The following is a 23,553-nucleotide window of genomic DNA, read 5'->3' on the forward strand; positions in this document are numbered from 1 at the left end:
TTACGGATCCATGAACAATTTAATAAATCGCCATTTAGTCAAGTCCATTGCGGACATGGCGATCTTCCTGGAATTTACCAGCGAAAAATTATTAGACGTGGATACTTCGATAGAAGCTTTGGAGCAACTGGCAACGGAATTGCAGCTTATGGACGATGGGGCGCGCGGCAATTTGGCGCAGCAGTTTAAGAAGTTGAGCGCGGAGTACAAAGAAGAGCGTAAAGCCATGTTCGTGGAAAGTCTGCCAAAGTCCCTTGGCTTAGAATAAATTTGTCGAGGTAGATGGAATGATGGTCGCCTCGCTGTCCGCGAAAACTAAATTTGTGTTTTGGGTAAAAAATAGGGAAAGATAATGCGTATAAGCTTTATTGTCGTCATGTTAGCCGTTTGCTCAACTTTTTCCCATGCTGAAGAGTCGGCAGCTGGGAAGCAAGATGATCCGAAAAGCGACACCGCAAGAATCCGTTTGTTCGGCCAAAACGGCATGGGAGTGAAGTACTACCCAAACAGCGCCTGTTACGGCGGCGAAAGCGTGACCGTCTCAGGTGGTATCGGCGATGCGTTTTCGTCTTTCCTGGGAACCGCTTCCAATACCAGCATCGGCATGCCGGAAACACCAAACAGCGGCAAGCCGTCTGCCCGGAACGGGCTCTTTTCAAAAGCTTTTTTCCGCGAATACAAAATCGCAGCGGATCAGCCATTGACCCTGAAACTGGATTTCCAAAGCAATCCGGGCGTCAGGTACGGCTACTGCAAAACCATCGCGGGCACTTTCGTGCCCGAAGCAGGAAAGGACTACGAGATATCGCTGGATATCAAAGACGGTATGTGCGTGCCGATCCTGAACGAACTGCAAAGCACTGCGGATGGCGTGATTTTGCAGCCGGTTCCGGCATCCAAGGCGGAACACTGCAGCTGATTGGCAGCGCATATCTGGAGTCTCCTGCACGAGGAAATTTCACGTCATCTACGATCGACGATACACGTCCTGCATTCAAATTGAACGATCTGGACGTGTATCGGATTGAATCTGTCTGATAGAACAGCATCTCTCTGCATCTGCTTCCAAAAACTGAAATATCCAGCCTGAATATCAGTAATTCACTCCACTACGACTGAAGAAACATTCGAGCAACCGTTGCTCGAAATCAGTAGCAGCCTTCCATTTTAAGGTCCAGAATCAATTTGTCCCCAGGCCCATCTGCCTGGATGTTCAGGCTGGTCCATTGGATATTTATTGTCGATAAAAAGGAAGGCGTATGGCTAAAGTAACGGGTTTATCCGGAAATGAAATTTTTTGCCTGGCTTTAAAGAATTACTCGGCGGGTGAAATCGTCGTCGGCAACAGCGTCAATTCGATGGGTTTCCTTGGCGGGATCGGCGCCGGTCTGAAAAACATGCTCGGCGGCGAGATCACGCAAGTGACCGCGGCGATCCATGAAGGCCGTGCGAATGCATTTGAACGCATGCGCAAGGAAGCTGTGCAGCGCGGCGCTTCGGGTGTGGCGGGGGTGTCCAGCGAGCTGCGGTCGTTCAGCGGCAGCACGGAGTTCCTGTTTGTCGGTTCATGTGTCCATGCGCGCGATGCGTCCAGCCGTTTCTTCACCACGGCCGGCGATGCGCAGGAACTGTATTGCCATATGGACGCCGGCTATGAGCCGATCCAGCATGCGTTCGGCAACATCGCTTATTCCATGGGCGTCGGCGGCGGCATCATGGGGTCGCTGAAAACCCTGGTGCGCGGTGAAATCTCCGAGTACAGCAATATCTTCAACACGACTCGCCACAAAGCGCTGGAACGGCTGGTGAGCCAGGCCAAGGCTGACGGCGCCAACGCCGTGGTCGGCATCCGCACCACCATCCTGCCGTGGATGGGGACGCATGAGATGCTGATGGCCGGCACGGCGTCGCGGCACAGCGCGCTTCCGGCCAGCGCGGACGGCACTCCAGTCACCAGCGATCTTACCGGGGAAGAGCTGTGGGCAATGACAAGCCTCGGCTACGCGCCGGTCAAGCTGCTGATGTCGACTTCGATCTACTCGCTGGGCGTGGTGGGCGGCTTTATGGCCGCGTTCAAATCCTTCACCAAAGGCGAGATCAGCGATCTGACTACACTGATTCATGATGCGCGTGAGATTGCTATCGAGCGTTTGAAAAGCGAAGCCGATGCGCTCGGCGCCGAGGAAGTCGTCGGTGTAAAGACCTATATCGCTGAAATTGGCAGCGGACTGGTCGAGTTCATGGCGATCGGTACCGCGGTCAAAAAAATGCAAGGTCTTTCGGTCAAGACCGCTGCGCTTCCGGCGCAGGCGATTATTCGCGACAAGGACACCTGGATTGAAGGCGATTTCGGTTTTTCGCTGGATCGCAGCGGAAAGCCCTGAGTTGTCCGATTTCGGAGGGTAATGCCAATGTAATTTGGCCACCCTCCCTGTAGCAGGAAGGCTGGCGGATGCTCGCCGGCAGGGAAAATAGTCGTTCAAAAATAAGAAAGAAACGATATGTCTAATCTATTATCAAGCCTGGGCTGGTTTCCCATGGCGCTTATTATTCTGGTTACAGTTGCTATCTTGCTTGCGGTGTTTTTTTCCGTATCTGGGATCATCCGCTACATTCCCAATGACAGGATAGGCGTCGTCGAGAAGTTGTGGAGCTCCAGCGGATCGGTGAAAGCCGGCTTGCTGGCCTTGCACGGCGAGGCCGGTCTGCAACCCGACCTGCGGCGCGGCGGCTTTCATTTCTTTGCGCCTTTCCAGTTCCGGGTACACATCCATCCCATGGTTTCTGTCACGCAGGGCAAGATCGGCTATGTTTTTGCGCGCGATGGCATCGATCTGCCTGCGGGGCAGACCTTGGCCGACAATGCCAAGGTGGAAGATTTCCGCGACGTGCGGTCTTTCCTTGAAGGCGGCGGCCAGAAAGGACCGCAACGCAAGATCCTGCGTGAAGGCACGCACATCATCAATCCGGCCCTGTTTGTCGTGATGACGGAAGAGGCGACCTATTCATTGTCGCTGGACGCCAAGGAAAAGGCTTATTACGAGCAGATGCGCGGTGTGCTGGACGAGCGCAGCGGCTTTACTCCTGTTGTGCTCAAAGAAGTAGCCGGCACGCATGATTCGGATCAACTCGCCATCGTGACGGTGCAGGACGGCCCCGGCTTGCCTAAGGACGAATTGCTGGCGCCGGACGTCGGCGATAGCCACAACTCGTTCCAGGAACCGGAAAAATTCCTGGCTGCCAGCGGCTTGCGCGGCCGCCAGGAGCGCGTGCTGGTGGAAGGCACGTATTACATTAATCGTCTGTTCGCAACGGTCGAGCTGATCAAGAAAACCATCATTCCAGTGGGTTATGTGGGGGTAGTTGTTTCCTATACCGGCCGTAAAGGTTCTGATTTGTCGGGCAAGGAATACAGCCACGGCGAACTGGTCGAGAGCGGTTGCCGCGGTGTATGGCGCGATCCGCTCATGCCGGGCAAGTATGCGTTCAATACATATGCCGGCAAAATCGAGCTGGTTCCTACCACCAACTTCGTTCTGATGTGGAAATCCGGCGAGAGCGGTTCCAGTTTCGACAACAACCTGCGCGAAATCACCCTGATCACCAAGGACGCCTTCGAGCCGCAATTGCCGCTGTCGGTGGTGGTGCATATTGACTACCGCAAGGCGCCGATGGTGGTGCAGCGTTTCGGCAACGTGGCGCAACTGGTCGAGCAAACGCTGGACCCCATGGTTTCTTCGTATTTCAAGAATGTCTCGCAGACCAAGACCTTCATCGAACTGATCCAGTCACGCAGCGAGTTACAGACCAATGCGTCGGCCGACATGAAAGAGCGCTTCCAGGCCTATTCGCTGGAATTCCAGGAAGTGCTGATCGGTACCCCCAAGCCGCAAGCGGGCGACACCAAGATCGAAAACATCATGGCGCAGCTGCGTGATCGCCAGATTGCGCGGGAACAGGTCGAGACATTCGCGCAAAAGCAGATCGCCGCCGACAAGGAGCGCGAGCTGAACGAGGCAGAGCAGCGCGCCGCCAAGCAGAAGGAGCTGACCGGATCGCTGGTGGATATCTCGATCAAGGAAAACCAGGGGGCTGCGAATGTGAAAGCGGCTGAAAAGAAGCGTCAGGAGATCGAGGCGTTGGCGCATGCGGAAAAATTCAAACAGGAAATGGAAGGCTCCGGCCGCGCATCTGCGATCAAGTCGGTGGGCGAAGCCGAAGCTTCGGCGATCAAGGCCAAGTCGGAAGCGTTGCAGGGAGAGGGCGCCGATAAACAGCTGATGCAGACCGTGATGCTGCGCCTGGCTGAAGCGTTCGAGACGTCCAAGGTACCGTTGGTGCCGCAGATCCAGATGGGCGGGGGTGGCGATACCAATGCATTCAATACCTTGCTGTCGCTGATGGGATCGCTTAAAGCCGGTGAACTGGCGCAGTCGCTGAAGCACGATGAGGCGCCGCGCGCATGATTGATGTCGGATGAACTTGCCGGGGCGGTACTGCCGTTTTCATGAGTTTTCATGATTCATGACGGTAATCTACCTATGATGGTTTTAAAATATAGTTTTAAATCAAACTGATAGGTCGCATTTTTAATGTGGCTTATCAGGTATGTCCTGAGTCTCTGCGTTACACATCCTTCCTTGTAATTAATTAATGAATTGATTAATATAAATTGCATGAGCCGACCAATACCAGCGCGCGGACGTCCCGTAGCCTCAGACCAGGACACCCGCGAAAAACTACTCGATACCGCCACGCTATTGTTCTCGTCGCAAGGAATCGCGGCGACCACCGTGGCGGCGGTGGCGCGCCAGGCCGGCGTTACCTCGGCCATGGTGCATTACTACTTCAATAACCGCGACCAATTGATCGAGGCCGTGGTGGACGAGCGGGTCTGCCTGTTCGTCAACAGCATCTGGGATCCGATCACGGGCGGCGAGTCTCCCGAACAGATGATCTTGGGCATCGTCGAGCGCATGATAGCCACCACCGAAACCATGCCGTGGATGCCGGCCTTGTGGGTGCGCGAAGTCCTGAGCGATGGCGGCGAATTGCGAGAACGCATGGTGCAGCGGGTGCCCTTGGCCAAACTTGCCTTGTTCACGGAGAACTGCCGGCGCAGCCAGCAAGCGGGAACGATCAATCCGGGACTGGAGCCGAACCTGATCTTTATCTCGGTGCTCGGCTTGACCATGTTGCCGCTGGCGATGGCGCGCACCTTGAAGAACAAGCCCTTGCTGCCGTCCTTGAACAAGGCGGCGCTGCTGGACAAGGAAATTCTGAGGCGACACATCAAGGCGCTGCTGCTGCACGGGCTGGCGCTGCCGGCGATTACGCGTAACGACGGATAAGCGAGGAAAAATCCCATGTCTATGTCGCATAGCCTTGGCAAGCGTCTGCAGCGATCTTCAATCTTTGTGATCGCAGCTCTGTGCTACCTGACGTTGGCAGGGTGCACGCCGAGCAACGACAACGATTGGCAGGGCTACGTGGAAGGTGAATATGTATATGTCGCCTCGTCGCAAGCCGGCCGTCTCGATCGCCTGTCGGTCCGGCGCGGGCAGCAGGTGGCGTCAGGCGAACAATTGTTCATGCTGGAATCGGGCGATGAAATCGCTGCCCAGAGCCAGGCGCAACGCCAGTTGAATGCCGCCCAGGCACAGCTGGCGGATATCCAGAGCGGCAAACGGCCGCAGGAGCAAGAGGTTACGCGGGCACAGCTGGCGCAAGCCCGGGCCGCCGCCGCCAAGGCTGCGCTCCAGCTCAGCCGCGATCAGGTCCAGTTCCAGGCCGGCGGCATCGCTAAGCAGCAACTCGACGATTCACGCGCCGCAGCCGAGACTGCGGCGGCACAGGCCAAGCAGTGGCAAAGCCAGTTGACGGTGGATCGTTTGCCTGGCCGCGACGCTCAGATCCGCGCGCAACAGGCGCAGGTTGCAGCGGCGCAGGCGGTGCTGGAGCAAGCCGACTGGAAGCTGGCGCAAAAGACCGTAACCGCAACCCGTAGCGGCCTGGTGTTCGACACCATGTATCGCGAAGGCGAATGGGTGGCGGCCGGCAATCCGGTGCTGCGCATGCTGCCGCCGGAAAATGTGAAAATCCGCTTCTTCGTACCGGAGACCACGCTTGGCCGGCTCAAGCTGAACCAGGCCGTGACCCTCAGCTGCGACGGCTGCCAGGCCAAGGTGGCGGCGCAGATTTCCTACATCTCGACCGAATCGGAATATAACCCGCCCATCATTTACAGCAATCAGTCGCGCGCCAAACTGGTCTATATGATAGAGGCGCGTCCGGCGCCGGCTGATGCGCTCAAGCTGCACCCGGGGCAACCGGTCGAAGTGAGATTGCCATGACGGCGAGCAGCGCCAGCGCGGACAATGCCGACGCCGACGGCGACCTGGTGGTGGACGTCGATCGTATCAACAAACACTTCGGCAGCAAGCATGTGGTGAGGGATCTCTCGCTCCAGGTGCGGCGCGGCGAGATCTTCGGCTTCCTCGGACCTAACGGCAGCGGCAAGACTACCTCGATCCGCATGATGTGCGGCTTGCTGACGCCCGATTCGGGCCACGGCACCTGCCTCGGCTTCGATATCATCAAGCAAAGCGACCAGATCAAGCGGCGGGTCGGCTACATGACGCAGAAATTCTCTTATTGGGACGATCTCAGCATCCGCGAGAACCTGGATTTTGTGGCTCGCATCTACGAGATGAAAAACCGCAAGGAAGTGGTCGATCAGAGCCTGGAAAAACTCGGGCTGAGCAGCCGCGCCAAGCAGCTGGCCGGCTCCCTGTCCGGCGGCTGGAAACAGCGGCTGGCGCTGGCCGCCAGCATGCTGCATAAGCCGCAACTGCTGTTGCTGGACGAACCGACCGCCGGTGTCGATCCGGCGGCGCGGCGCGATTTCTGGGAGGAGCTGCACCGGCTGGCGGCGGAGGGCATCAGCGTCCTGGTCAGCACCCATTACATGGACGAGGCCGAACGTTGCCACAAGCTGGCGTATCTGGCCTACGGCAAGTTGCTGGTGCAAGGCACGGCTGCCGAAGTGGTGGCCGGGCAGGGCTTGACCACCTGGGCAATCTATAACAGCCGCAACGGCGATATGCACGATAACCAGTTGGTCGGCTTGTCCCTGCAACTGCATGACCAGCCCGGGGTAGATCAGTTGGTGGTGTTCGGCACCTCCCTGCATGTATGCGGCACAGACGCCGCGCTGCTGGAAAAGACCCTGCGCCGGATGATCCAGGGACGGGATCTGCGCATGGAGCTGATCGACACCAGCCTGGAAGATGTCTTCATCTACATGATGAACCGCTCGGCCGATGATTTCGGAGACCAGCCATGAACCGGTTTTCGGGTCTATCTCTCTCGCGTTGGTGGAGCATCGTCCTCAAGGAGTTCCTGCAACTGATGCGCGATCGCGTCACGGTGCGCATGATCACGGTGATCCCCATCATGCAGATGCTGCTGTTCGGCTTTGCCATCAACAGCGATCCGAAACACATGCCGACCGCCATCATCGGCGCCGATCACAGCGAATTCACGCGCACCTTCATCGCCGCCATGAAGGCGTCCGACTATTTCGATGTCGTCGCCGAACTGCCGAACGAGGCCGCCGGCCGCACCGCGCTGGCGCAGGGGAAAGTGCTGTTCGTCCTGAATATTCCGGCCGGTTTTACCCGCAAGCTGCTGCGCGGCGAACGGCCGGCGCTGCTGGTGGAGGCCGACGCCACCGATCCTACCGCCACCGGCATGGCGCTGGCGGCCTTGCCGCAACTGGTGCAATCGGTGGCAAACAAGGATTTGCAAGGCGCGCTGGCAAAATTCAACGGCGGCAAGCCGGCTTTCGATGTGCAGGTCCAGCGCTTGTACAACCCGGAAGGCATCACTCAGTACAACGTCGTGCCGGGCTTGATGGGCGTCATCTTGTCGATGACGATGGTGATGATGACCGGTTTGTCGATGACCCGCGAACGCGAGCGCGGCACCATGGAAAACCTGCTGGCGACGCCGGTATCGCCGATTGAGGTCATGACCGGCAAGATCATGCCGTATATCGCCATCGGCCTGATCCAGGCCAGCATCATCCTGCTCGGCGCGCGGTTCATGTTTCATGTGCCGTTTGCCGGCAGCGTGCTTGCCATCTATCTGGCGGCGCTGCTGTTTATTGCGGCCAGCCTGACCGTCGGCATTACGCTGTCGTCGATCGCGCAGAATCAACTGCAGGCCATGCAGCTGACGATGTTCTATTTCCTGCCTAACATCCTGTTGTCGGGTTTCATGTTTCCATTTCAAGGCATGCCGAAATGGGCGCAGTTCATCGGCAACCTGCTGCCGCTGACGTATTTCAACCGGCTGATACGCGGCATTCTGCTGAAAGGCGACGGCTGGATCGATCTCTGGCCCAATGTCTGGCCGCTGATGCTCTTCACGCTGATCGTGATGGGAATCGCGCTGCGCTTTTATCGCCGTACGCTGGATTGAGGACATCGTGATGAGACACCATTTGATTCGCGTTCGCAGGAAGCGGCTTTGGCTGCTTTGGCTATTGGCGGCCAGCGCTGGTTTGCTGAGCGCCTGTGCGGCCGGTCCGGATTTCCACGCGCCTGCAGCGCCTGCTGTGCAGCAGTACACATCGGGCGTGCAGGTCACGGCGACCGTAGCAAGCACAGGCGCGGGCGGCGCCGCCCAGCGGTTTGATCCTGCCATGGATATCCCGGCGCAATGGTGGACGCTGTTTCACTCGCCGCAGCTGGATGCGCTGGTACGCGAGGCGCTTGCCAACAGTCCCTTGATGGCGCAAGCCAAAGCCACCTTGCGCCAGGCCGGCGAAACTCTGAGCGGGCAAACCGGCGCCAGTCGTTATCCGCAAGCCGACCTGCAGCTGGGTAACACGCGCCAGCAGATCAATGCTGCGGCGCTCGGTATTCCGAACGTACCGCAGACCGGGCCGTTTACGCTGTACAACGCAGCGATTAACGTGTCCTACACCGTAGATGTTTTCGGCGCCAATACCCGCATGCTGGAAGGTTTGCAGGCGCAAGTGCAGAATCAGGCGGATGAGCTGCAAGCGGTGCGATTGACGCTGGCAGCCAACGTCGTGACGGCGGCCATCAGACAAGCCGCGCTGCGTGCCCAGATTGTCAGTAGCGAGCAAATGCTGCAGCTGCAGCGCCGGCAGCTCGACATCATGGCGCAACGGTTTGCCGCAGGCGGCATCGCCCAGAGGGATCTGAAAAACCAGCGCACATTGGTGGCGCAGAGCGAAGCCGCGTTGCCGTCCCTCAAACAGCAGCTGGCCCAGGTCAGCCATCAGCTGGCGGTTTACCTGGGGAAAGCGCCGGCCCAGGTCGATTTGCAGCCATTGGATTTGAATACGCTGACGCTGCCGGCTACCGTGCCCCTGAGCCTGCCGTCAGCGCTGGCGCGCCAGCGTCCCGACATCCGGGCGGCAGAGGCGACGCTGCATCAAGCCAGTGCGCAGGTCGGGCTGGCCACGGCCAATCTCTATCCGCAACTGACCTTATCCGGCAGCGTGGGCGCGCAGCAGACGCATATCTCCGATATTGCCAATAGCTTGAACGTCTGGAGCATCGGCATCAAATTGATGCAACCCTTGTTCCATGGCGGCGAACTGCGCGCGAAAAAACGCTCGGCGCTTGCCGCCTACGATGCCGCCGCTGCAGCTTACCAGCAGACAGTATTGCAGGCGCTGCAGCAGGTGGCGGATACCTTGCGGGCCTTGGAAAACGACGCCCGGGCCTTGCAGGCGAGGACGCAGGCAGCCGAGAGCGCCGCGGACAGCCTGGCGATCACGCAGGACCAGTATCAGGCCGGCGGCGTCAGTCATCTCAGTTTGCTGGACGCTCAGCGCCAACGGATGCAAACCGATCTGGATCGGACGCTTGCGCAAGCGGCGCGTTTTAGCGATACGGCCGCATTGCTGCAGGCATTGGGTGGCGGTTGGTGGAATGCATCAGATCAGGTCGGTTTGAATACCATTAAGCCGTAAATCACCAGCATAGCCATGAATGCAGGATATCCAAGCCATTCCCAATAGCGCGCATATTGCCAGTAATGTGCGGGAAGTTGCGTATTGTCTTGGACCGAAACAGCAGCTATTTTTGACATTTGTATCTGCAACCAGACAACCGGTAGCCAGCAGGCTCCTGCCAATGCGTACAGGAAAAAAGTCCATAGCACCCAATTTTGTGTGATTGGATAGCCAGATAAAGAGAGCATGGCGTAGCCGGTCAGCGGCTGAATGAAAATCGCCGGTGTGGTGAACCAGAAATCAGCACGTACAACCAACCGAATAACTTCCGCAATCGCGGCCGGGTTACGAGTGCGATGTATAAAATAAAGATAGAACGCGCTGCCAAAGCCTGTTCCAACCAGCAGAACACTGGACATGATGTGCGTCCACTTCAGCATCAAATAAATATTCATGGTGTTTGATTTTCACTCTTATATAGTAGCCATAGCATTAATAATATAGGCAGATTTTTGAGTATCGGGCCGAATGGATGCAGCAGGTATTCAGGAAGCCAGATAGAAATAGTGACGGAGTAAACAATGATCAGGCAAGCCTGAATCATCCACAGTAGTTTTCCATACCTAATTACGCTAAACAGACCAAGTAAAATATCCAGTGCCGCCGCCAGATAAAGAGCGAAAAGGGCGGTATGCCCATACAAGCCGACTCGACTAAGCAGGCTTAAGCCATCTTGTTTGGTATAAAGACTGAGCACTCCCGTCACTAACCAAATAGTCGCCAGCACTATACGCATCAAGCGCAGGTCAGGTGATTTCATGTCGCCGCCACTAAGCAAGGCTTGCCAGGATTGTCGCTCTCATCAATGACGTCGGTCACCATGTTCCATTTCGAAAACTCAGGTTCAAAGTCTCGCAAGTTCAACCATCCCATGCTGGTATAGGCGCCCACTTCCAATATTTCCTTTCGAGCCAGGCGTCGCGCCAACAGAATCGCTGCCATGCAAGGAATTTCCGGCCCAAAATCGTCGTCTGCAGCAATGTGCCAGGCACGGCGAACTCGCGAACCACCGGCATCTATGCCTTGTACTCGGACAACCATGCCACCGAGCGATGATCCAAGGAAGTCGAGTCCTTTTGCAGTGGCGTTGAGTAACCTTGCCAATCGTTCCGGACGGCTGACAAAACCTGTCTTACGCAGCCAAGCCAGCGTTGAAAGCGCCCGCTGACTTAGCCCAATTTCCAGCGCGGCACGGAACATGACGGAACGTACATTTTTGTAGTGGACAGGGAATAGTTCCAGATCCGGAATGTCGCACAAAGCGCCAATGCGCGGACTAAGGCGCGCAAATTCTATGTGCGCCGGATTGGCCCAGCCGTATTGAGTGACCCAATTCGCATCCTGCCAGACCTGAATCGGCGCGCCACAATAATTGAGCACCCCGGCAAGAGTGGCTATGCCGCGCGGCGCTGTCTGGGCTGGGGCTATGCAAATATCTACGGATTCCAGGTTTTGCCAGCTATGGGAAAGATGGTCGACGACCGCGGATGAAAGAGCCGGTACCGTGCTGGCGCCAGTGATAGCGATTCGTCCGCTCTGGCGGAAGGCAGCATCTAAGGTTTGCGGAAAGTCGCAAACGAATCTCCTGCCGTCTGCCAGATCGATATAGTGGGCGTTGGCTGCGGCCACGGCCAATGGAACGGCGTAACCCTGCTGTTGAAACGGCCCTGCTGTATGAATGACAAGCTCGGCGCCAGCGCTGCGTAAGGTTTTCGCTAAATTGTCCCGGGCCAAATCGAGATGCATGGATTTCGTACGATTCCCCAACTCGGCAGCAAGATGAGCAGCCCGGCTTGCATCTCTACCGGCAATGACCAGATCAATATCGGGAGAATCAGCCAGTGCACGGCAAATACGTGCTCCAAAATTTCCATATCCGCCTAGCACGACTGTTTTCAATCGATTTCCTCAACCTGTAATCTTGTTCATGCGATTATAAAGTTACATTGATTGGCTTGGTTGCTATTACATTGGTTCGCAAACATCCGGCAGTGGCTCCTACTGCTATCGGAGTCGCGTAGGAGCTACGATTGTCAATAGCGGACAGCATCCGACGCTGCGGTTGCTCGCCTGAACCATCGGCGCACCTGCCTGCATGAAGCGCGACAGCAGCTGTGCCAGCACGATGTCGGCGATGGCTACCGGGAACCCGCATAACGCCAGTTGGCAGGTCCAGCCGCTTGGGTGCCGCATCTTCGCCGGCATGCGCTTCTGCAATCATCGCTACGCGATGCCGATAGAACTCCTGGCCGGCGTCAGTCAGTCAAATTTATCGTTCCGCTGATGAAACGATGCGTTGTTATTTTTCGCCTTTTTCTCTGATCGTTGCAATGTCATAATCTGTCTCAGTCAGGAAAATACACCGCAAGCTTGCCATTTGCAAAGGACATCACATGAACAACACACTGCGTATCTCGGAAATCGTTGCCGGCCATGACATGGAAATCGGCCATGGTTTCCATGCCAAGCATTTTGCAGAAAACGCGTTCCGCGGCCTGCTCGATCCGGTAGTCATGCTCGATCATTTCCACATGAGCGTGCCAACCTTCGATCCGCATCCGCATGCGGGCATATCGGCGGTGACCTATATGTTTGAGGATTCCGCCAGCCCGCACGTGAATTACGATTCGCTCGGCAACCGGGGGCCGATTCATCCGGGCGACCTGCACTGGTTTGTTGCCGGCCGCGGAACGGTGCATACCGAACAGCCGGAAGGCAAAAATCCGCATGTGCATGCCTTGCAGATTTTCGTCAATCTGCCCGCCGGCAAGAAGCTTATCGACCCCCATGCGGTGCACGTGGATAGCGTGGATATACCCGAAATCCATGCAGCCGGCGTGCGGGTCAGGGTGGTGACAGGAGAATCTCAGGAGGTGCGTTCGCCGGCGCTCCTGCCGGAACCGTTCACGCTGCTGGATGGTTTTCTGGAGGCCGACGGAATCTTTGAACATTCCGTGCCGGCAGGCTGGAACGCCATGATCTACGCCGTGCAGGGCCGGGTAAGCCTGAGCGCTGGCGACGATGCGATGCCACAGGTGTTGCCGGAAGCGAGCGCGCTAGGCGTCGGCGGAGCGACGACGCTCAGGCTGGCGGCAGCCGGCTCTGCGCATTTTGTCATCCTGTCCGGCCCGGCTCTCAATGAACCGCTGGTCAAGCATGGCCCGTTCGTGATGAATACTCAGGAGCAAATGAACGATCGTCTCCAGGCTTATCAGCGCGGCGAATTCGGGCGGCTGGAGTTGCCTTTCAAAGCCGTTGCCGGCGCAGATTGAGACACTCCATTCAACGCGGCGCTATAGGCGGCTTCCGCCTGAGGCTTTGAAACAGGCCGGCGCTGGCGTCGAAGCCTCGGCAAACCCCCAAGGCGATCACGCCGGTGACGGCAAGCATCGCCGCGGTATGAACGGCCACGGCTGCGAGCGCCAGCGTCAGCGAGCCGGATGCAGTGATCGCGCGGACCGACGCGTCGCCCATGCAAAGCGGGATCAAGGCTGGCACCAGCATCAATCCGGCGCCGTGTGCGGTGGACATCATGAAGGACCACAGCGCCAGCCCGGCATGAGCTGCCGGCGTCCGGACCCGCTTGGGTTTGCGGCCCGACAGGTGATATGCCGCGACAACTACAAGCAGCACGCCCGCGAGAGCTTGCAGCACCGCGCGATCCAGCGCCAGGCCGAGTGCCACTGCTGCGGCCACGAGTGCGACCGATGCGGCATGTCCGACTGCGATCGGCGCCAGGGCCCACAATGCCTGCGTCCGATCGCTCGACTGCACGCCCCAGGCGGCGGCAAACATCCAGCCGGTGGCAGGGTTTAGCCCGTGAAGGGCGCCGATCCCTGCCACCGCCAGCCATGGCCAAAGGCTCAACATGATGTGCTCAGGCAGCTCGCGCTTCAGACGTGCGCATCGCAGCATGAACCGGACGCCGGCGCCGGCTTCGCGATCGGCCCTGACTCGTAGCGGTCGTGATGGCGCACCCACTCCATTTTGTGGGGCACGTCGTGCTCGTCGCGGCCCTTGGGCGTGAGGTCCATCAGCTTGTATGCGCCTAGCATGACCTCCACACCGCGGCCGTAGGTCGAGTAGGTGTGGAAGACTTCGCCTGCGTCGTCCTTGTAGAACACGCTGATGCCCGGCGCCTCCTCGGCCGGGAACGGCTGCATGCCGTAGTTGTAGTAGACCTCGCCCTTGGCCATTTCTTCCGGCGTGAAGCTGACGTGGAAGTCGTGGTTGAAATCGCTGTCATGCGAGGACACCCACCTGAACTGCCATCCCAAGCGCTGGCGAAAGCGCTCTATGTCGGCCAGCGGCGCACGCGAAATGGCCACCAGCGTGATGTCGCGATGCGCCAGGTGTACGTTCATGCCGTCAGTGTGATCCGCCATGAAAGAGCAGCTCGGGCAACCCTGCTCCCATCCCGGGCCGAACATGAAATGCTGCACCAGCAGTTGGCGGCGGCCTGCGAAAAGCTCGGAGAGCGTGCGCCGGCCTTCCAGCGTGTCGAAGAGGTAGTTCTTCTCGACACGCTCCCACGGCAGCGCCCGGCGCTCGCGGGCAATCTGGTCATACAGGTGCGTCAGCTCCTTTTCGCGCGCCAGCAAGGTCTTACGCGCGTTCAGCCATTGATCGCTGGAGACGACGGGATGGTTCACGGTAGGTGTTTCGGCAATGGTGATGTTCATGATGTGCTCCTTGGCTCGAAGAGCCGTTCTGGGTTTTTCAATGCGTTGGACCGACGGCGCTGTTGGCCGCGCGGTATACGATCACGATCAGACTGTTTTCGGGCGTCGTACGGCGCGAACCTTGCCGCTCCCTCCGCCGCCACAGTAAAAGAGATCTGCGCCGTCGGACTCGAGCCCGCTGACGGCGGTGCCGGGCGGCATCTCCAGCCGCTCGAGCACAGCGCCGCTCTTCGGATCGATGCGGCGGATGTCGCTCTCGTCGCCTTCCCACGTCCCGTGCCACAGCTCGCCGTCGACCCAGGTCACGCCGGTGACGAAGCGGTTGGACTCGATGGTGCGGATGATTGCGCCGGTCGCCGGATCGATCTGGTGGATCTTGCGATCGCGGTGCTGGCCCACCCACAGACTGCCCTCGGCCCAGGTGAGCCCCGAGTCGTTACCGTTGCCGGGCGCGGGGATGGATGCCAGCACGTTGCCGTTGGCGGGATCGATCTTGTCGATACGCTTCTCGGCGATCTGGTAGAGGTAGTTGCCGTCGAAGGCGGTGCCGGCGTCGCAGGTGCAATCGAGCGTGCGCGTGGGCTCGCCGCTGGCGGGATCGAAGGCGATCAGCCTGGTCCCGGTGGCGGCCCAGACGCGCTGGCCATCGTGAGTCACGCCGGCCACACTATCGGCGCCCGGGAAGGGGCCATATTCGCGCACGATCTCGGCTATGCGTGTTGTTGCCTGGGGTCTGTCTTTGCTGGATTTGCTGGTCTTGCTGGTCATTGCGGGCTCCTTGTGGCGCGCTTCGGATCGGCGCCGTGAGTGAACTCTATTCCATCTGGAGTGAAGCGGGGAGTAACAAGATTGTCGTGAATGCTGCCAGCGGCGGCGACAGCCAGCGACGCGTCCGCGCCTGCCCGATCGAGCGCACCCGTCCGGCGGCCTCAAGCTCGAGCAGCGCGCGCTGGATAGTGCGCTGGCTGGCCCCCAGGGCCAGCGCCAGAGCCGAGGTCGACCAGGCCGCACCATCGGCAAGCAACGCCGCCAGCGAGGCCTGATCGCCGTCGATGGGCGGCGCCAGCACGACAACGGCGCGCTCGCCGTGCGGCCTGAGAACGAAACCGCGGGCGGTGGCCTCGATGTGCGCCAGCTCTGTGACGAGCGCGCGCAGGCGGCCGAGCTCGACCCGCAGGCGGGCCCGATGCGACTCGTCGGGGCGGCGGGTGTGGAATGCGCACGCGATCAAGGTTTCTCGATCAATATCGCCTGGCCATGCCTCGGCGAGCGCGCGCGCCAACGCGAACAGCACCGGCCGGCGCGCCAGCGGCCGCCACGCGGCGCCGACGCCTAGCCCGCGACGGCAGGCGTCGACTACCAACGTGTCGGAAGCCAGGAGCGCTGCGACTTCGTCGAGGCGCAGCGCCTGCTCGCCGCCGGCGAAGAGGCGCCGGGCGGCGGGACGATCGAGCGCGGTCCGCGCCTCCGCCACCTCGGCCAGGAGCGCCGGCACGCGCGCGCGAGCAGCCGCCTCGTGCGCGCGGGCGAGCGCCGCCCGCGCAGGTTCGATGCGCAGCGAGCGCAACGCCAGCTCTGCCGCAGCCAGTTCGGCCACCGCCGCCAGCGACGGCGGCAGGCCATGCGTATCGAGCCGCGCCAGTGCTGCTTCGGCTTCGTCGAGGCGGCCAAGCAGCAAGAGCTTGCGCGCCGCGATGAGCCGTGCCTGTAGTGCGTTGGCGTGATCGGCGTGGGCTTCGAGCGTGGCCAATGCCGCCGCCAGCGAGCGCGGCGAGCTGCCGAGGTCGCGCACCGCCAGCGCCACCTCGGCCTCGGCGACGACACAACGCGCGCGCGCCAGCTCCTCGTGGGCGCCGAAGCCGCGGGCGGCGCGCCGTAGAAGCTCGCGGGCGCGCGGGTGCTCGCCGAGCTGAGCCATGGCGATGCCGCGCAAGGCCAGCGCCGGCGGGTCGTCGCGGAGGGCGACTCGTTTGAGGGCGCCGAGCGCATCGCCGGCGGCGAGGGCCCGCGCGGAGGCGGCGATCAGGGAATCCATGCCGACAGGATACACCGCCGCGCTGGCGTCGCGCTGCGCTTGAGAAGCGTCCCGGGCGCTAGCGTGCGTGGTCGGGGATCGGGTCGGTGTTGAACATGCAGTCCCGGCTTCGAGCGCGACCGAGACATTGAGCGTGTGTTTTTTGACGATCGAATCCGAGGTGTTCGATGGCGGCTCCGGACTCGAAGCACCGTATTGAATGTCGGCTTGCAGTCATTTTCAGACAAAATTGGCTGCCCTGCGACAGGCAGGAGCCGACCCAAAACGGCCATACGCTTTTCTCCAAAGCAGCCGTTCGGTTCGGTCGCCAATACTTGATGACCGAAAATTTTCAGTAAATTGGGTCAGGTATTCGCCTTACGGCCCTATATTCCACCGCCATAAAAAAACAAATATGAAGGTATCAATGCTAACAGTAAGAACGAGAAAATAAGGTAAAGAGATTTCGGCAGTTTTTTCACAAAAATAGTTAAGCAAGCGCTGAGCAACGCCATTGCTAGCGGAAACAATATATAGAATTCCAACCGACCAATGTTCGGATACCCGGCAACCTCTTGACTAGCTGCGCCAACACAGACCGTAATACCCAAATACACAAGGCCACCCCAGAATATGCAACACAGAATTGATACAGCACGTCCTTTAACCATAATCACCCTTCGTGCCACTCATTGAGCCATCGTTAGCGAAAACAGGCTAGGGATATTCAGCCAGGGGGCTTGTAGCACCTCCGAAGCAGTGAGGCACCTTATTGCAATACATTGACAAATGACAGCATCTGGCCGGAATCTGGCATCCAACGTTTGACGTGGTGGAACAGCGAATGGAGCCCAATCCTTCACTCACCACAACCCTTCTTTGCAATACCTGTCATAAGGTACAAGGAGTTGTTCGACTGTTCCAACGCCGGGACAAAAAACATATCCCAACACAATCAAAATTCCCTTTAAGAGAAAATGTAACTGCCCCCAATAAAATGCCGCTATGGATGCGCCCAGTATCGAAAATATCAAAAAACTCAGCAACCTTAAGCGATAGCGAAAGTATTCTGAGCGAGACATTTTCGGTGGAGCTGGCCAGTTACGAGGGAATATTTTCATGGCTGGTTCTAATTTTTTAGCGTCTACCGAGCATGGACAAATATGCCGGAGCTTTAAAAACCATCAGACTCAACTTCGAAGAGCGATTGCGTATCTTGCCATGGAATGATTATCAAAACAATATCAATTTAGTGGGGCGTGTGACGGACGGCTTTTGGCCGAATTGAGGCGGTCGCGACAGGTTGATTTCGATCCATAGCGGCCTGTGACGATTCCAAAGAGCAGACTTTAACGTTCGACGTAAGGGGCCCGCCGCAGGCAGGTCCCCTTGACGGAGGGGTTAGGACTCATCGTGCGCGCTCCAAGGCTACCTTGACGCCAAGACCAACAAGCGCGGCGCCGGCAAACTGCTGAAAGCGCTGGAAAAACCTTGGCTTGGCCAGAAGCCAATGCCGTGCACGACCGCCAAGTACGGCGGTGCAGAGGTTTACCGCGGTGCCCGATGCGATGGAGACTAGGCCAAGAACGGCTGCTTGTAGCCCAGGATTGCCCAGAGACGGATTTATGAACTGAGGAAGGATAGCGAGAAAGAAGAGAGCTACCTTTGGGTTCAGCAGATTGGATACAGCGCCCTGTGCTAAAGGTGATGCCCAACGGTTTCTGGGTGGCTCCGTGGCGACAGAGACAGGACTGCGCAGCATTTGCCAACCAAGCCAGCAGAGATAGATAGCTCCGATGGCCTTTACAACGACGAATGCCGTGGGTACTGCTTCCAGAAACGCAGTGATTCCAAAGGTTGCGGCCCCAGCATGCACTAACGCCGCACAAGCGATGCCGGCACAAACCTGTGCCCCGGCCGATGCGCCCCGTGAAACTGAATTAGTCAGGATGCAGATGACGTCGGGCCCTGGAATCAGAGCGAAGCTCATATTGAGTAGCGTGAAAGCCAGGAGTGTGGAGAGTTCGATCATCTTGAGCCCTAACGTGATTTATGGTTCATTTTGCAAAATTAGCCGCTGTCCAAAAATTGAGCGGCAAGTTTCTAATCTCTGAAAAACCTTATGGGCTTAGTCTAAATCGTTTATGACATCAAAAAACTAGGTATAACCAAATCGACAAAACGTGCACCAAAATTGTTTTTCATTCTACTAATATTTTTGGACATCCGGGCAAGATCTTGAATGCCCGTTATTGCCGTGATGCGTCGGTCATTCATCCGCTTACAACTTCTCGCCTGGTGTTTTTTTCCCGGAAATAAATGTTACTTTGGCGATTTTTCCATCGTGACTTCATAAATTGCAATCGCCTCCATGACACCCGGTCCTTCGGGCAGTGTGACGCGAACGCGCTCATGGTCGATGACGGTATTTCCCATAACAATGCGCTTTACGATGATGCAATGCAAAATCGGATCGCTGAACCGAGCCGTATAGTTCTTGCGCATTTCCTCCTTGCCCTTCGCCGACGGCGTGTTCGGAAATCTAAAAAACTCGACCTCATCCGCATATGTGGCAAGGAACGCATCCATGTCGCGCGCATTGTAGGCATCGAGCTGTTTCTGGACGACTTCCACGGCAAAGCCCGTCTCGACAGCTGATGCGGACGGAGACATCGTTAAAGTGCGAAAAATCAATGGGGCGCAGATGACTGATTTGATTATATTTTTAATGCCAGACTCCTTCTCGGGTAAGTTGACCATCAACCACGACTCTAATTAACGGAGCAACAATCAAATTGACGGCATCTGCAAATGTCCGTGGTTAGCCGATTTCTGCCCGTTGTATGTGAAATTAAATGTCCGCCTTCGCCTGCTCTAATGCACCTAGCATCCCAGACGGAATTGTTGTGTCCTGACTTCCTCGCGCCTTATGCGCAGCCCTTGCATCTCATAAGCATCGAGTCGATTCCGCGTGGCCGCGTCATTGCTGTTGATCTCGGTACTCAGTGCTGCGCACGCAAATGGATCCCCTTGTTTGCCGGTCGAAACGGTGCTTACAGCGATAGCTTCCGTCGTCATTTCCGCCTGGATTCTCTGCCGGGCGGCCTGGACCGTTGCCGCATTAGGACTGACGACGCCGCTGGAATCGTGCAGCTCCACTGTTTGTGATCGAATACCGGGTGCGCAGGGCTGGTCGCTATAGGTGGTTTTCCCATTCACAATGCACTTTGTTATCGTTGAACCGGCGTTTACCGATGGCGACATGGGTTGTACCGGATAGGTGTCGCGATTATTTACCCGGGTGCTCACCGAGACATTTTCCGGCACGGGTACTTTGACGGCAGTTCCTTCCGTCGATGTCGACATGAGATAAATTCCTCCACCCACTATAGCGATTGCCAGGCAAGCCGAGATCGCCATGCTAATGAAATTCTTCATGCCGCTCCCCTGTCATTGTGATTTCTATTTTGCAATATTTAAACACAATTTGTTCCAATCAGTGGCCGCGCGCGGGCCGAGTCGACGCCATCATCGCAATTTGGCTACACTGGCAGTCCAAAAGGCAACTGAGCTGCGAATATGCAAAACAACTACCAGAATCGGCAATGGATTTACGTCAAGCGTCCGGAAGGGCGCGTCAGCCACGAACACTATGAACTGCGTGAAAATCAGCTGGACGGCAATCTATCCGCTAACGAAGTGATCCTGCGGGCCCGGATCGTCAGCGTCGACCCGTATATCCGTATCCAGCAGCACGAGCGCAATACCTACGACGTGCCGCATCCGCTGGGCATCGTTCAGCGCGCCGGTGTGGTGGGCGAGGTGGTGGCTTCCGCCAGTCCTCTGTTCCAGGCAGGCGACTGGGTCTCGGCTTACAGCGGCTGGCAACTCTATGCCCGCTGCCATCATAGCGAGCTGACTAAACTTGATCCAAGTGCTGCGCCGGTATCGACTGCGCTGGGCGTGCTCGGCATGCCGGGACGGACTGCCTGGTTCGGCTTGACCGAAGCTGGCCGTCCGCGTCCCGGCGACACCTTGCTGGTGTCGGGAGCTGCCGGTGCGGTCGGCTCCCTGGTTGCGCAGTTCGGCAAGCGGGCGGGATGTCGGGTTATCGGTATCGCCGGCGGCCCTGAAAAATGCCAATTCCTGAGCGAGAGGCTGAAGCTCGATGGCGCAGTCGACTATCGCGCGCATGCCACGTCGGCCGCCCTCAGCTCGGCAATTCAAGCGGCTACCGGCGGCGTCGATATCTACTTCGACAATGTGGGCGGGGTGATCACCGACGCCGTCATCCCACTGATCAAGCGGCGCGCCCGCATCGTCATCTGCGGCGCTATCAGCCAGTATGACGGCGGCCTGGATACGCCTGATCTCGGGCCGCGCTTTTTGCAGCACATGCTGTTCCAGCGGGCGACCATCCAGGGCATCCTGGCGCGCGATTTCACCCATCGGATGGATGAAATGCTGGCCATCGTAGCGCCGTGGGTGAAGAACGGCGAGATCGTGTTTCAAGAGACCTATATGGATGGTTTCGAACAACTGCCCGAGGCGCTTAACAGTCTTTTCGAAGGAAAAAATATCGGTAAATTGCTGGTTCGGGTCTAACAGCGTTGACATTGCTTTGTGCTGTCGCGTGGCTAGACTGAACATTCTGCAGGGCCGATCCCTATGACGAATTGACCTTGCCTTTCCGGATTCTGTCGAGCATTTGCATCTCAAAAGGAGGCCGATCATGGTTAAGACAGGTTTATTCGTGCGACTGGAAGCCAAGCCTGGAAAGGAGAACGATGTCGAAGCTTTCCTGCGCGACGGCCTGGCAGTTGTGCAACAGGAGCCGGCGACGACCACCTGGTATGCCATCAAGCTGGGGCCGTTAACCTATGGTATTTTCGACACCTTTGCAGACGATGCAGGGCGCCAAGCCCATCTCACGGGGCGCGTCGCCACGGCATTGATGGCAAGGTCAGCCGAACTATTCTCGCAACCACCGGTTATCGAAAAAATCGACATCCTGGCGGCCAAGCAGTCGCGGTAAACGATCCGCCGTCCCGTCGCGGCGCCGTCACGCCCGGTGCAAACTCAGATTTGTCCCAAACAGTTTGCCTTAGTCAATTACAATTGAGATATGGCAACGTTTTGAGGATGAAATATGCTCGTAGTCACTACAGAAAACATCTCCGGTTATCGCGTCAGGGAAGTCAAGGGCCAGGTATTCGGACTGGTCGTGCGCAGCCGCGGTTTGGCAGGTAATATCATGGCGGGCTTGCGCTCGATAATTGGCGGCGAAATCACCGAATACACGCAGTTGCTTGAGGAGGCGCGTCGCCATGCGGTTGACCGTATGGTCAAGAATGCCCATCGCATGGGTGCAAACGCGGTAGTGATGATGCGTTTCGATTCTTCGGAGATGGGCCAGACCATGAGTGAAATCGTGGCGTATGGCACAGCGGTTGTCATCGAGCCGATCGGGGCTTGATCATGTTGCGTCTGGCGTTGCTTGGTTTTGCGATTGTATTGACGCTGGTCGGCATCGCTTGCGCGCTCGCCGGCGCCGCGGGCGCTTTCCCGCTTACTTTCTGGGGCCTGGTGCTGGCGGCGGCTGTCTTGCTGGAACGTTGGCGTTATGCGCGAACCGTGAAAACCGACGAGGGTCCATGGCAGCAAACCGGAGAACGTTTTGTCGATCCGGAATCGGGCCGCTTGATGAGCGTCCAGTATAGCCCGGGCAGCGGTGAACGCCGCTATGTCCCAATGGATGAAGATGGCAGCCTTGGCGCCTGATATTGCAGACAACAAAGATATAAAGCAGATTTATGAAGCAGATACTAGGACCCGCATTCACACAAGTTGAAGAAATCGATGCGTCGCAATTGGAGCAGGTTGGCGGCTTCGGCAGTAGAACCCGCCCTTTGCTGGTAAAAGGCGCATTGCGTAATTGGCCGGCGCAGCAGAATTGGTCGTTCGAGAAAATGGCTCGGCTGCGCAACAAGGACGGCTCGGAACCGACCCGTAAATTCCAGAACGGCCTGGTGGAGCAGGGCGAAACGCAAGAACGCCCGCTACTGCCGATTGCACCCTACCTGCTTGAGCTCGCTGCGCTGGCGACGCAGCCGGTCAGCGACGAGGCCGGTTTGTTGCCGAACCAGCGGCGCCGGCAATTGCAGCCGGGCCAGGAGTTTCATCTCAACTGGGCGCATATGCAGTCGTTTACGCCGCACCGTAATTACCTGGCGCAGTGGAGCATCCTGGAAGATTTTCCGCAACTGCGCAGCGATTTCGATATCCGCAGCTTATGGCCGGGCTGGCGCTGGACCTGGGAGTCGGTGTTCATGGGGCCGGCCAATACCCACACCGGACTGCATCGCGACGTTCCCAATAACTGGTTTTGCCAGGCGCGCGGAGTCAAGGAATTTGTCATGTTTCCGCCATCGGAAGAAGCGTTCATGAAACCGTCCGACAAGTATGACTGGGGCGCCACTTTAAGCACGATCAACATCGCACGCTTCAACGAACACCCGGAACAGTTGCGCGCGCTGGAACAAGCCAAAGGCTTGTATGCGCGAGTAGAAGAGGGCGATGCTTTATTCATACCGAAGCGGACCTGGCACGCGGTGGTTTCGCTGGCGCCTTCGATCAGCCTGGCGGTGTTCGGCCTGACCGCCAAGGAGATACTGCTCAGCGGCGTGCCGACGGCGACCAAGGATCTGCTGCACAACATGCATCTGTATCGCTGGGGGCATTGTATTTGCCACAAACATGGGGTGTGAACGTTTTCTCGGGCAGCTTAATGTACTACTTCGGTA

Annotated in this window: 26 protein-coding genes; 16 read left to right on the top strand and 10 right to left on the bottom strand. The window is 57.9% G+C overall.

Features of this window, described 5'->3' with window-relative positions; translation table 11 throughout:
* Nucleotides 1-10 precede the first annotated feature (10 nt).
* From BLV81_RS01945 to BLV81_RS01985, 9 genes are all read left to right on the top strand, one after another.
* A complete protein-coding gene (locus BLV81_RS01945; protein WP_092351879.1) occupies nucleotides 11-268 on the top strand; it encodes a hypothetical protein in 258 nt (85 codons plus the stop codon).
* Between the two features lie 84 nt (nucleotides 269-352).
* Entirely contained in the window at nucleotides 353-919 is a 567-nt protein-coding gene (locus BLV81_RS01950; protein ID WP_092351881.1) for a hypothetical protein, read from the top strand.
* A gap of 340 nt (nucleotides 920-1,259) precedes the next feature.
* Nucleotides 1,260-2,384 (top strand): heavy metal-binding domain-containing protein, encoded by a 1,125-nt coding sequence (locus tag BLV81_RS01955; RefSeq protein WP_092351883.1) that lies wholly within the window; start codon nucleotides 1,260-1,262, stop codon nucleotides 2,382-2,384.
* 117 nt (nucleotides 2,385-2,501) lie between these two features.
* A complete protein-coding gene (locus BLV81_RS01960) occupies nucleotides 2,502-4,466 on the top strand; it encodes an SPFH domain-containing protein (RefSeq protein WP_176992707.1) in 1,965 nt (654 codons plus the stop codon).
* Between the two features lie 210 nt (nucleotides 4,467-4,676).
* Nucleotides 4,677-5,351 carry a TetR/AcrR family transcriptional regulator gene (locus BLV81_RS01965; protein ID WP_092351885.1) on the top strand — a complete coding sequence of 225 codons (675 nt, stop codon included), beginning with the start codon at nucleotides 4,677-4,679 and terminating at the stop codon, nucleotides 5,349-5,351.
* Between the two features lie 21 nt (nucleotides 5,352-5,372).
* Entirely contained in the window at nucleotides 5,373-6,353 is a 981-nt protein-coding gene (locus BLV81_RS01970) for an HlyD family secretion protein (RefSeq protein WP_092352327.1), read from the top strand.
* Entirely contained in the window at nucleotides 6,350-7,345 is a 996-nt protein-coding gene (locus BLV81_RS01975; RefSeq protein ID WP_092351887.1) for an ABC transporter ATP-binding protein, read from the top strand. Before BLV81_RS01970 ends, BLV81_RS01975 begins: the two co-directional genes overlap by 4 nt.
* Entirely contained in the window at nucleotides 7,342-8,484 is a 1,143-nt protein-coding gene (locus BLV81_RS01980; protein ID WP_092351889.1) for an ABC transporter permease, read from the top strand. Before BLV81_RS01975 ends, BLV81_RS01980 begins: the two co-directional genes overlap by 4 nt.
* Nucleotides 8,485-8,494: 10 nt before the next feature.
* Complete coding sequence (locus BLV81_RS01985; RefSeq protein WP_092351891.1) at nucleotides 8,495-10,012, top strand: efflux transporter outer membrane subunit; 1,518 nt, start codon at nucleotides 8,495-8,497, stop codon at nucleotides 10,010-10,012.
* Here BLV81_RS01985 and BLV81_RS01990 read toward each other — a convergent pair.
* The 3 genes from BLV81_RS01990 to BLV81_RS02000 are packed head-to-tail and all read right to left on the bottom strand — an operon-like array spanning nucleotide 9,982 to nucleotide 11,953.
* The gene (locus tag BLV81_RS01990; RefSeq protein ID WP_092351893.1) at nucleotides 9,982-10,449 is read right to left on the bottom strand and encodes a DUF2269 family protein; all 468 of its coding nucleotides are present in this window, start codon (nucleotides 10,447-10,449) and stop codon (nucleotides 9,982-9,984) included. The two genes, BLV81_RS01985 and BLV81_RS01990, sit on opposite strands and share 31 nt — an antisense overlap.
* Nucleotides 10,446-10,814: a DoxX-like family protein gene (locus BLV81_RS01995; protein WP_092351895.1), complete on the bottom strand. Its 369-nt coding sequence runs from the start codon at nucleotides 10,812-10,814 to the stop codon at nucleotides 10,446-10,448. The genes BLV81_RS01990 and BLV81_RS01995 overlap by 4 nt, the downstream gene beginning before the upstream one ends.
* Entirely contained in the window at nucleotides 10,811-11,953 is a 1,143-nt protein-coding gene (locus tag BLV81_RS02000) for a saccharopine dehydrogenase family protein (protein ID WP_092351897.1), read from the bottom strand. Before BLV81_RS02000 ends, BLV81_RS01995 begins: the two co-directional genes overlap by 4 nt.
* A gap of 494 nt (nucleotides 11,954-12,447) precedes the next feature.
* On the opposite strand from BLV81_RS02000, the gene BLV81_RS02010 reads away from it, so the two are divergent.
* Nucleotides 12,448-13,326: a pirin family protein gene (locus tag BLV81_RS02010; protein ID WP_092351901.1), complete on the top strand. Its 879-nt coding sequence runs from the start codon at nucleotides 12,448-12,450 to the stop codon at nucleotides 13,324-13,326.
* 10 nt (nucleotides 13,327-13,336) lie between these two features.
* Here the strand turns inward: BLV81_RS02010 and BLV81_RS02015 are convergent, their stop codons facing one another.
* The 4 genes from BLV81_RS02015 to BLV81_RS02030 form a co-directional block, all read right to left on the bottom strand.
* Entirely contained in the window at nucleotides 13,337-13,924 is a 588-nt protein-coding gene (locus tag BLV81_RS02015; protein ID WP_092352328.1) for a hypothetical protein, read from the bottom strand.
* 23 nt (nucleotides 13,925-13,947) lie between these two features.
* Entirely contained in the window at nucleotides 13,948-14,736 is a 789-nt protein-coding gene (locus tag BLV81_RS02020) for a DUF899 domain-containing protein (RefSeq protein WP_092351904.1), read from the bottom strand.
* An 87-nt stretch (nucleotides 14,737-14,823) separates the two neighbouring features.
* Complete coding sequence (locus BLV81_RS02025) at nucleotides 14,824-15,504, bottom strand: Vgb family protein (RefSeq protein WP_092351906.1); 681 nt, start codon at nucleotides 15,502-15,504, stop codon at nucleotides 14,824-14,826.
* A gap of 46 nt (nucleotides 15,505-15,550) precedes the next feature.
* Nucleotides 15,551-16,771, bottom strand: a complete 1,221-nt coding sequence (locus BLV81_RS02030) for a helix-turn-helix domain-containing protein (RefSeq protein ID WP_092351908.1) — start codon at nucleotides 16,769-16,771, stop codon at nucleotides 15,551-15,553.
* Nucleotides 16,772-17,594: 823 nt separating this feature from the next.
* Between BLV81_RS02030 and BLV81_RS23450 the strand changes: the two genes are divergently transcribed.
* Complete coding sequence (locus tag BLV81_RS23450; RefSeq protein ID WP_143036246.1) at nucleotides 17,595-17,891, top strand: hypothetical protein; 297 nt, start codon at nucleotides 17,595-17,597, stop codon at nucleotides 17,889-17,891.
* Nucleotides 17,892-18,158: 267 nt separating this feature from the next.
* Here the strand turns inward: BLV81_RS23450 and BLV81_RS02035 are convergent, their stop codons facing one another.
* From BLV81_RS02035 to BLV81_RS02045, 3 genes are all read right to left on the bottom strand, one after another.
* Entirely contained in the window at nucleotides 18,159-18,782 is a 624-nt protein-coding gene (locus BLV81_RS02035; protein ID WP_092351910.1) for a LysE family translocator, read from the bottom strand.
* A gap of 290 nt (nucleotides 18,783-19,072) precedes the next feature.
* Nucleotides 19,073-19,510 carry a nuclear transport factor 2 family protein gene (locus BLV81_RS02040; protein WP_092351912.1) on the bottom strand — a complete coding sequence of 146 codons (438 nt, stop codon included), beginning with the start codon at nucleotides 19,508-19,510 and terminating at the stop codon, nucleotides 19,073-19,075.
* A 123-nt stretch (nucleotides 19,511-19,633) separates the two neighbouring features.
* Nucleotides 19,634-20,188: a DUF4124 domain-containing protein gene (locus BLV81_RS02045; protein ID WP_092351914.1), complete on the bottom strand. Its 555-nt coding sequence runs from the start codon at nucleotides 20,186-20,188 to the stop codon at nucleotides 19,634-19,636.
* A 141-nt stretch (nucleotides 20,189-20,329) separates the two neighbouring features.
* On the opposite strand from BLV81_RS02045, the gene BLV81_RS02050 reads away from it, so the two are divergent.
* From BLV81_RS02050 to BLV81_RS02070, 5 genes are all read left to right on the top strand, one after another.
* Complete coding sequence (locus tag BLV81_RS02050; RefSeq protein ID WP_092351916.1) at nucleotides 20,330-21,355, top strand: NADP-dependent oxidoreductase; 1,026 nt, start codon at nucleotides 20,330-20,332, stop codon at nucleotides 21,353-21,355.
* A gap of 127 nt (nucleotides 21,356-21,482) precedes the next feature.
* Entirely contained in the window at nucleotides 21,483-21,785 is a 303-nt protein-coding gene (locus BLV81_RS02055; RefSeq protein ID WP_092351918.1) for a putative quinol monooxygenase, read from the top strand.
* A 114-nt stretch (nucleotides 21,786-21,899) separates the two neighbouring features.
* A complete protein-coding gene (locus tag BLV81_RS02060; RefSeq protein WP_092351920.1) occupies nucleotides 21,900-22,226 on the top strand; it encodes a YbjQ family protein in 327 nt (108 codons plus the stop codon).
* 2 nt (nucleotides 22,227-22,228) lie between these two features.
* Complete coding sequence (locus tag BLV81_RS02065) at nucleotides 22,229-22,531, top strand: hypothetical protein (RefSeq protein WP_092351922.1); 303 nt, start codon at nucleotides 22,229-22,231, stop codon at nucleotides 22,529-22,531.
* 32 nt (nucleotides 22,532-22,563) lie between these two features.
* Complete coding sequence (locus BLV81_RS02070; RefSeq protein ID WP_092351924.1) at nucleotides 22,564-23,517, top strand: cupin-like domain-containing protein; 954 nt, start codon at nucleotides 22,564-22,566, stop codon at nucleotides 23,515-23,517.
* The last annotated feature ends 36 nt before the right edge of the window (nucleotides 23,518-23,553 follow it).

The sequence above is a fragment of the Collimonas sp. OK242 genome (genome assembly GCF_900107095.1).
Taxonomy (GTDB): domain Bacteria; phylum Pseudomonadota; class Gammaproteobacteria; order Burkholderiales; family Burkholderiaceae_D; genus Collimonas.

Bases quoted from the DNA above. Each gene is read 5' to 3' on its own strand.
- BLV81_RS01945 (WP_092351879.1), top strand. From the start codon at position 11: ATGAACAATTTAATAAATCGCCATTTAGTCAAGTCCATTGCGGACATG.
- BLV81_RS01950 (WP_092351881.1), top strand. From the start codon at position 353: ATGCGTATAAGCTTTATTGTCGTCATGTTAGCCGTTTGCTCAACTTTT.
- BLV81_RS01955 (WP_092351883.1), top strand. From the start codon at position 1,260: ATGGCTAAAGTAACGGGTTTATCCGGAAATGAAATTTTTTGCCTGGCT.
- BLV81_RS01960 (WP_176992707.1), top strand. From the start codon at position 2,502: ATGTCTAATCTATTATCAAGCCTGGGCTGGTTTCCCATGGCGCTTATT.
- BLV81_RS01965 (WP_092351885.1), top strand. From the start codon at position 4,677: ATGAGCCGACCAATACCAGCGCGCGGACGTCCCGTAGCCTCAGACCAG.
- BLV81_RS01970 (WP_092352327.1), top strand. From the start codon at position 5,373: ATGTCGCATAGCCTTGGCAAGCGTCTGCAGCGATCTTCAATCTTTGTG.
- BLV81_RS01975 (WP_092351887.1), top strand. From the start codon at position 6,350: ATGACGGCGAGCAGCGCCAGCGCGGACAATGCCGACGCCGACGGCGAC.
- BLV81_RS01980 (WP_092351889.1), top strand. From the start codon at position 7,342: ATGAACCGGTTTTCGGGTCTATCTCTCTCGCGTTGGTGGAGCATCGTC.
- BLV81_RS01985 (WP_092351891.1), top strand. From the start codon at position 8,495: ATGAGACACCATTTGATTCGCGTTCGCAGGAAGCGGCTTTGGCTGCTT.
- BLV81_RS01990 (WP_092351893.1), bottom strand. From the start codon at position 10,449: ATGAATATTTATTTGATGCTGAAGTGGACGCACATCATGTCCAGTGTT.
- BLV81_RS01995 (WP_092351895.1), bottom strand. From the start codon at position 10,814: ATGAAATCACCTGACCTGCGCTTGATGCGTATAGTGCTGGCGACTATT.
- BLV81_RS02010 (WP_092351901.1), top strand. From the start codon at position 12,448: ATGAACAACACACTGCGTATCTCGGAAATCGTTGCCGGCCATGACATG.
- BLV81_RS02015 (WP_092352328.1), bottom strand. From the start codon at position 13,924: ATGTTGAGCCTTTGGCCATGGCTGGCGGTGGCAGGGATCGGCGCCCTT.
- BLV81_RS02020 (WP_092351904.1), bottom strand. From the start codon at position 14,736: ATGAACATCACCATTGCCGAAACACCTACCGTGAACCATCCCGTCGTC.
- BLV81_RS02025 (WP_092351906.1), bottom strand. From the start codon at position 15,504: ATGACCAGCAAGACCAGCAAATCCAGCAAAGACAGACCCCAGGCAACA.
- BLV81_RS02030 (WP_092351908.1), bottom strand. From the start codon at position 16,771: ATGGATTCCCTGATCGCCGCCTCCGCGCGGGCCCTCGCCGCCGGCGAT.
- BLV81_RS23450 (WP_143036246.1), top strand. From the start codon at position 17,595: ATGGAGCCCAATCCTTCACTCACCACAACCCTTCTTTGCAATACCTGT.
- BLV81_RS02035 (WP_092351910.1), bottom strand. From the start codon at position 18,782: ATGATCGAACTCTCCACACTCCTGGCTTTCACGCTACTCAATATGAGC.
- BLV81_RS02040 (WP_092351912.1), bottom strand. From the start codon at position 19,510: ATGGTCAACTTACCCGAGAAGGAGTCTGGCATTAAAAATATAATCAAA.
- BLV81_RS02045 (WP_092351914.1), bottom strand. From the start codon at position 20,188: ATGAAGAATTTCATTAGCATGGCGATCTCGGCTTGCCTGGCAATCGCT.
- BLV81_RS02050 (WP_092351916.1), top strand. From the start codon at position 20,330: ATGCAAAACAACTACCAGAATCGGCAATGGATTTACGTCAAGCGTCCG.
- BLV81_RS02055 (WP_092351918.1), top strand. From the start codon at position 21,483: ATGGTTAAGACAGGTTTATTCGTGCGACTGGAAGCCAAGCCTGGAAAG.
- BLV81_RS02060 (WP_092351920.1), top strand. From the start codon at position 21,900: ATGCTCGTAGTCACTACAGAAAACATCTCCGGTTATCGCGTCAGGGAA.
- BLV81_RS02065 (WP_092351922.1), top strand. From the start codon at position 22,229: ATGTTGCGTCTGGCGTTGCTTGGTTTTGCGATTGTATTGACGCTGGTC.
- BLV81_RS02070 (WP_092351924.1), top strand. From the start codon at position 22,564: ATGAAGCAGATACTAGGACCCGCATTCACACAAGTTGAAGAAATCGAT.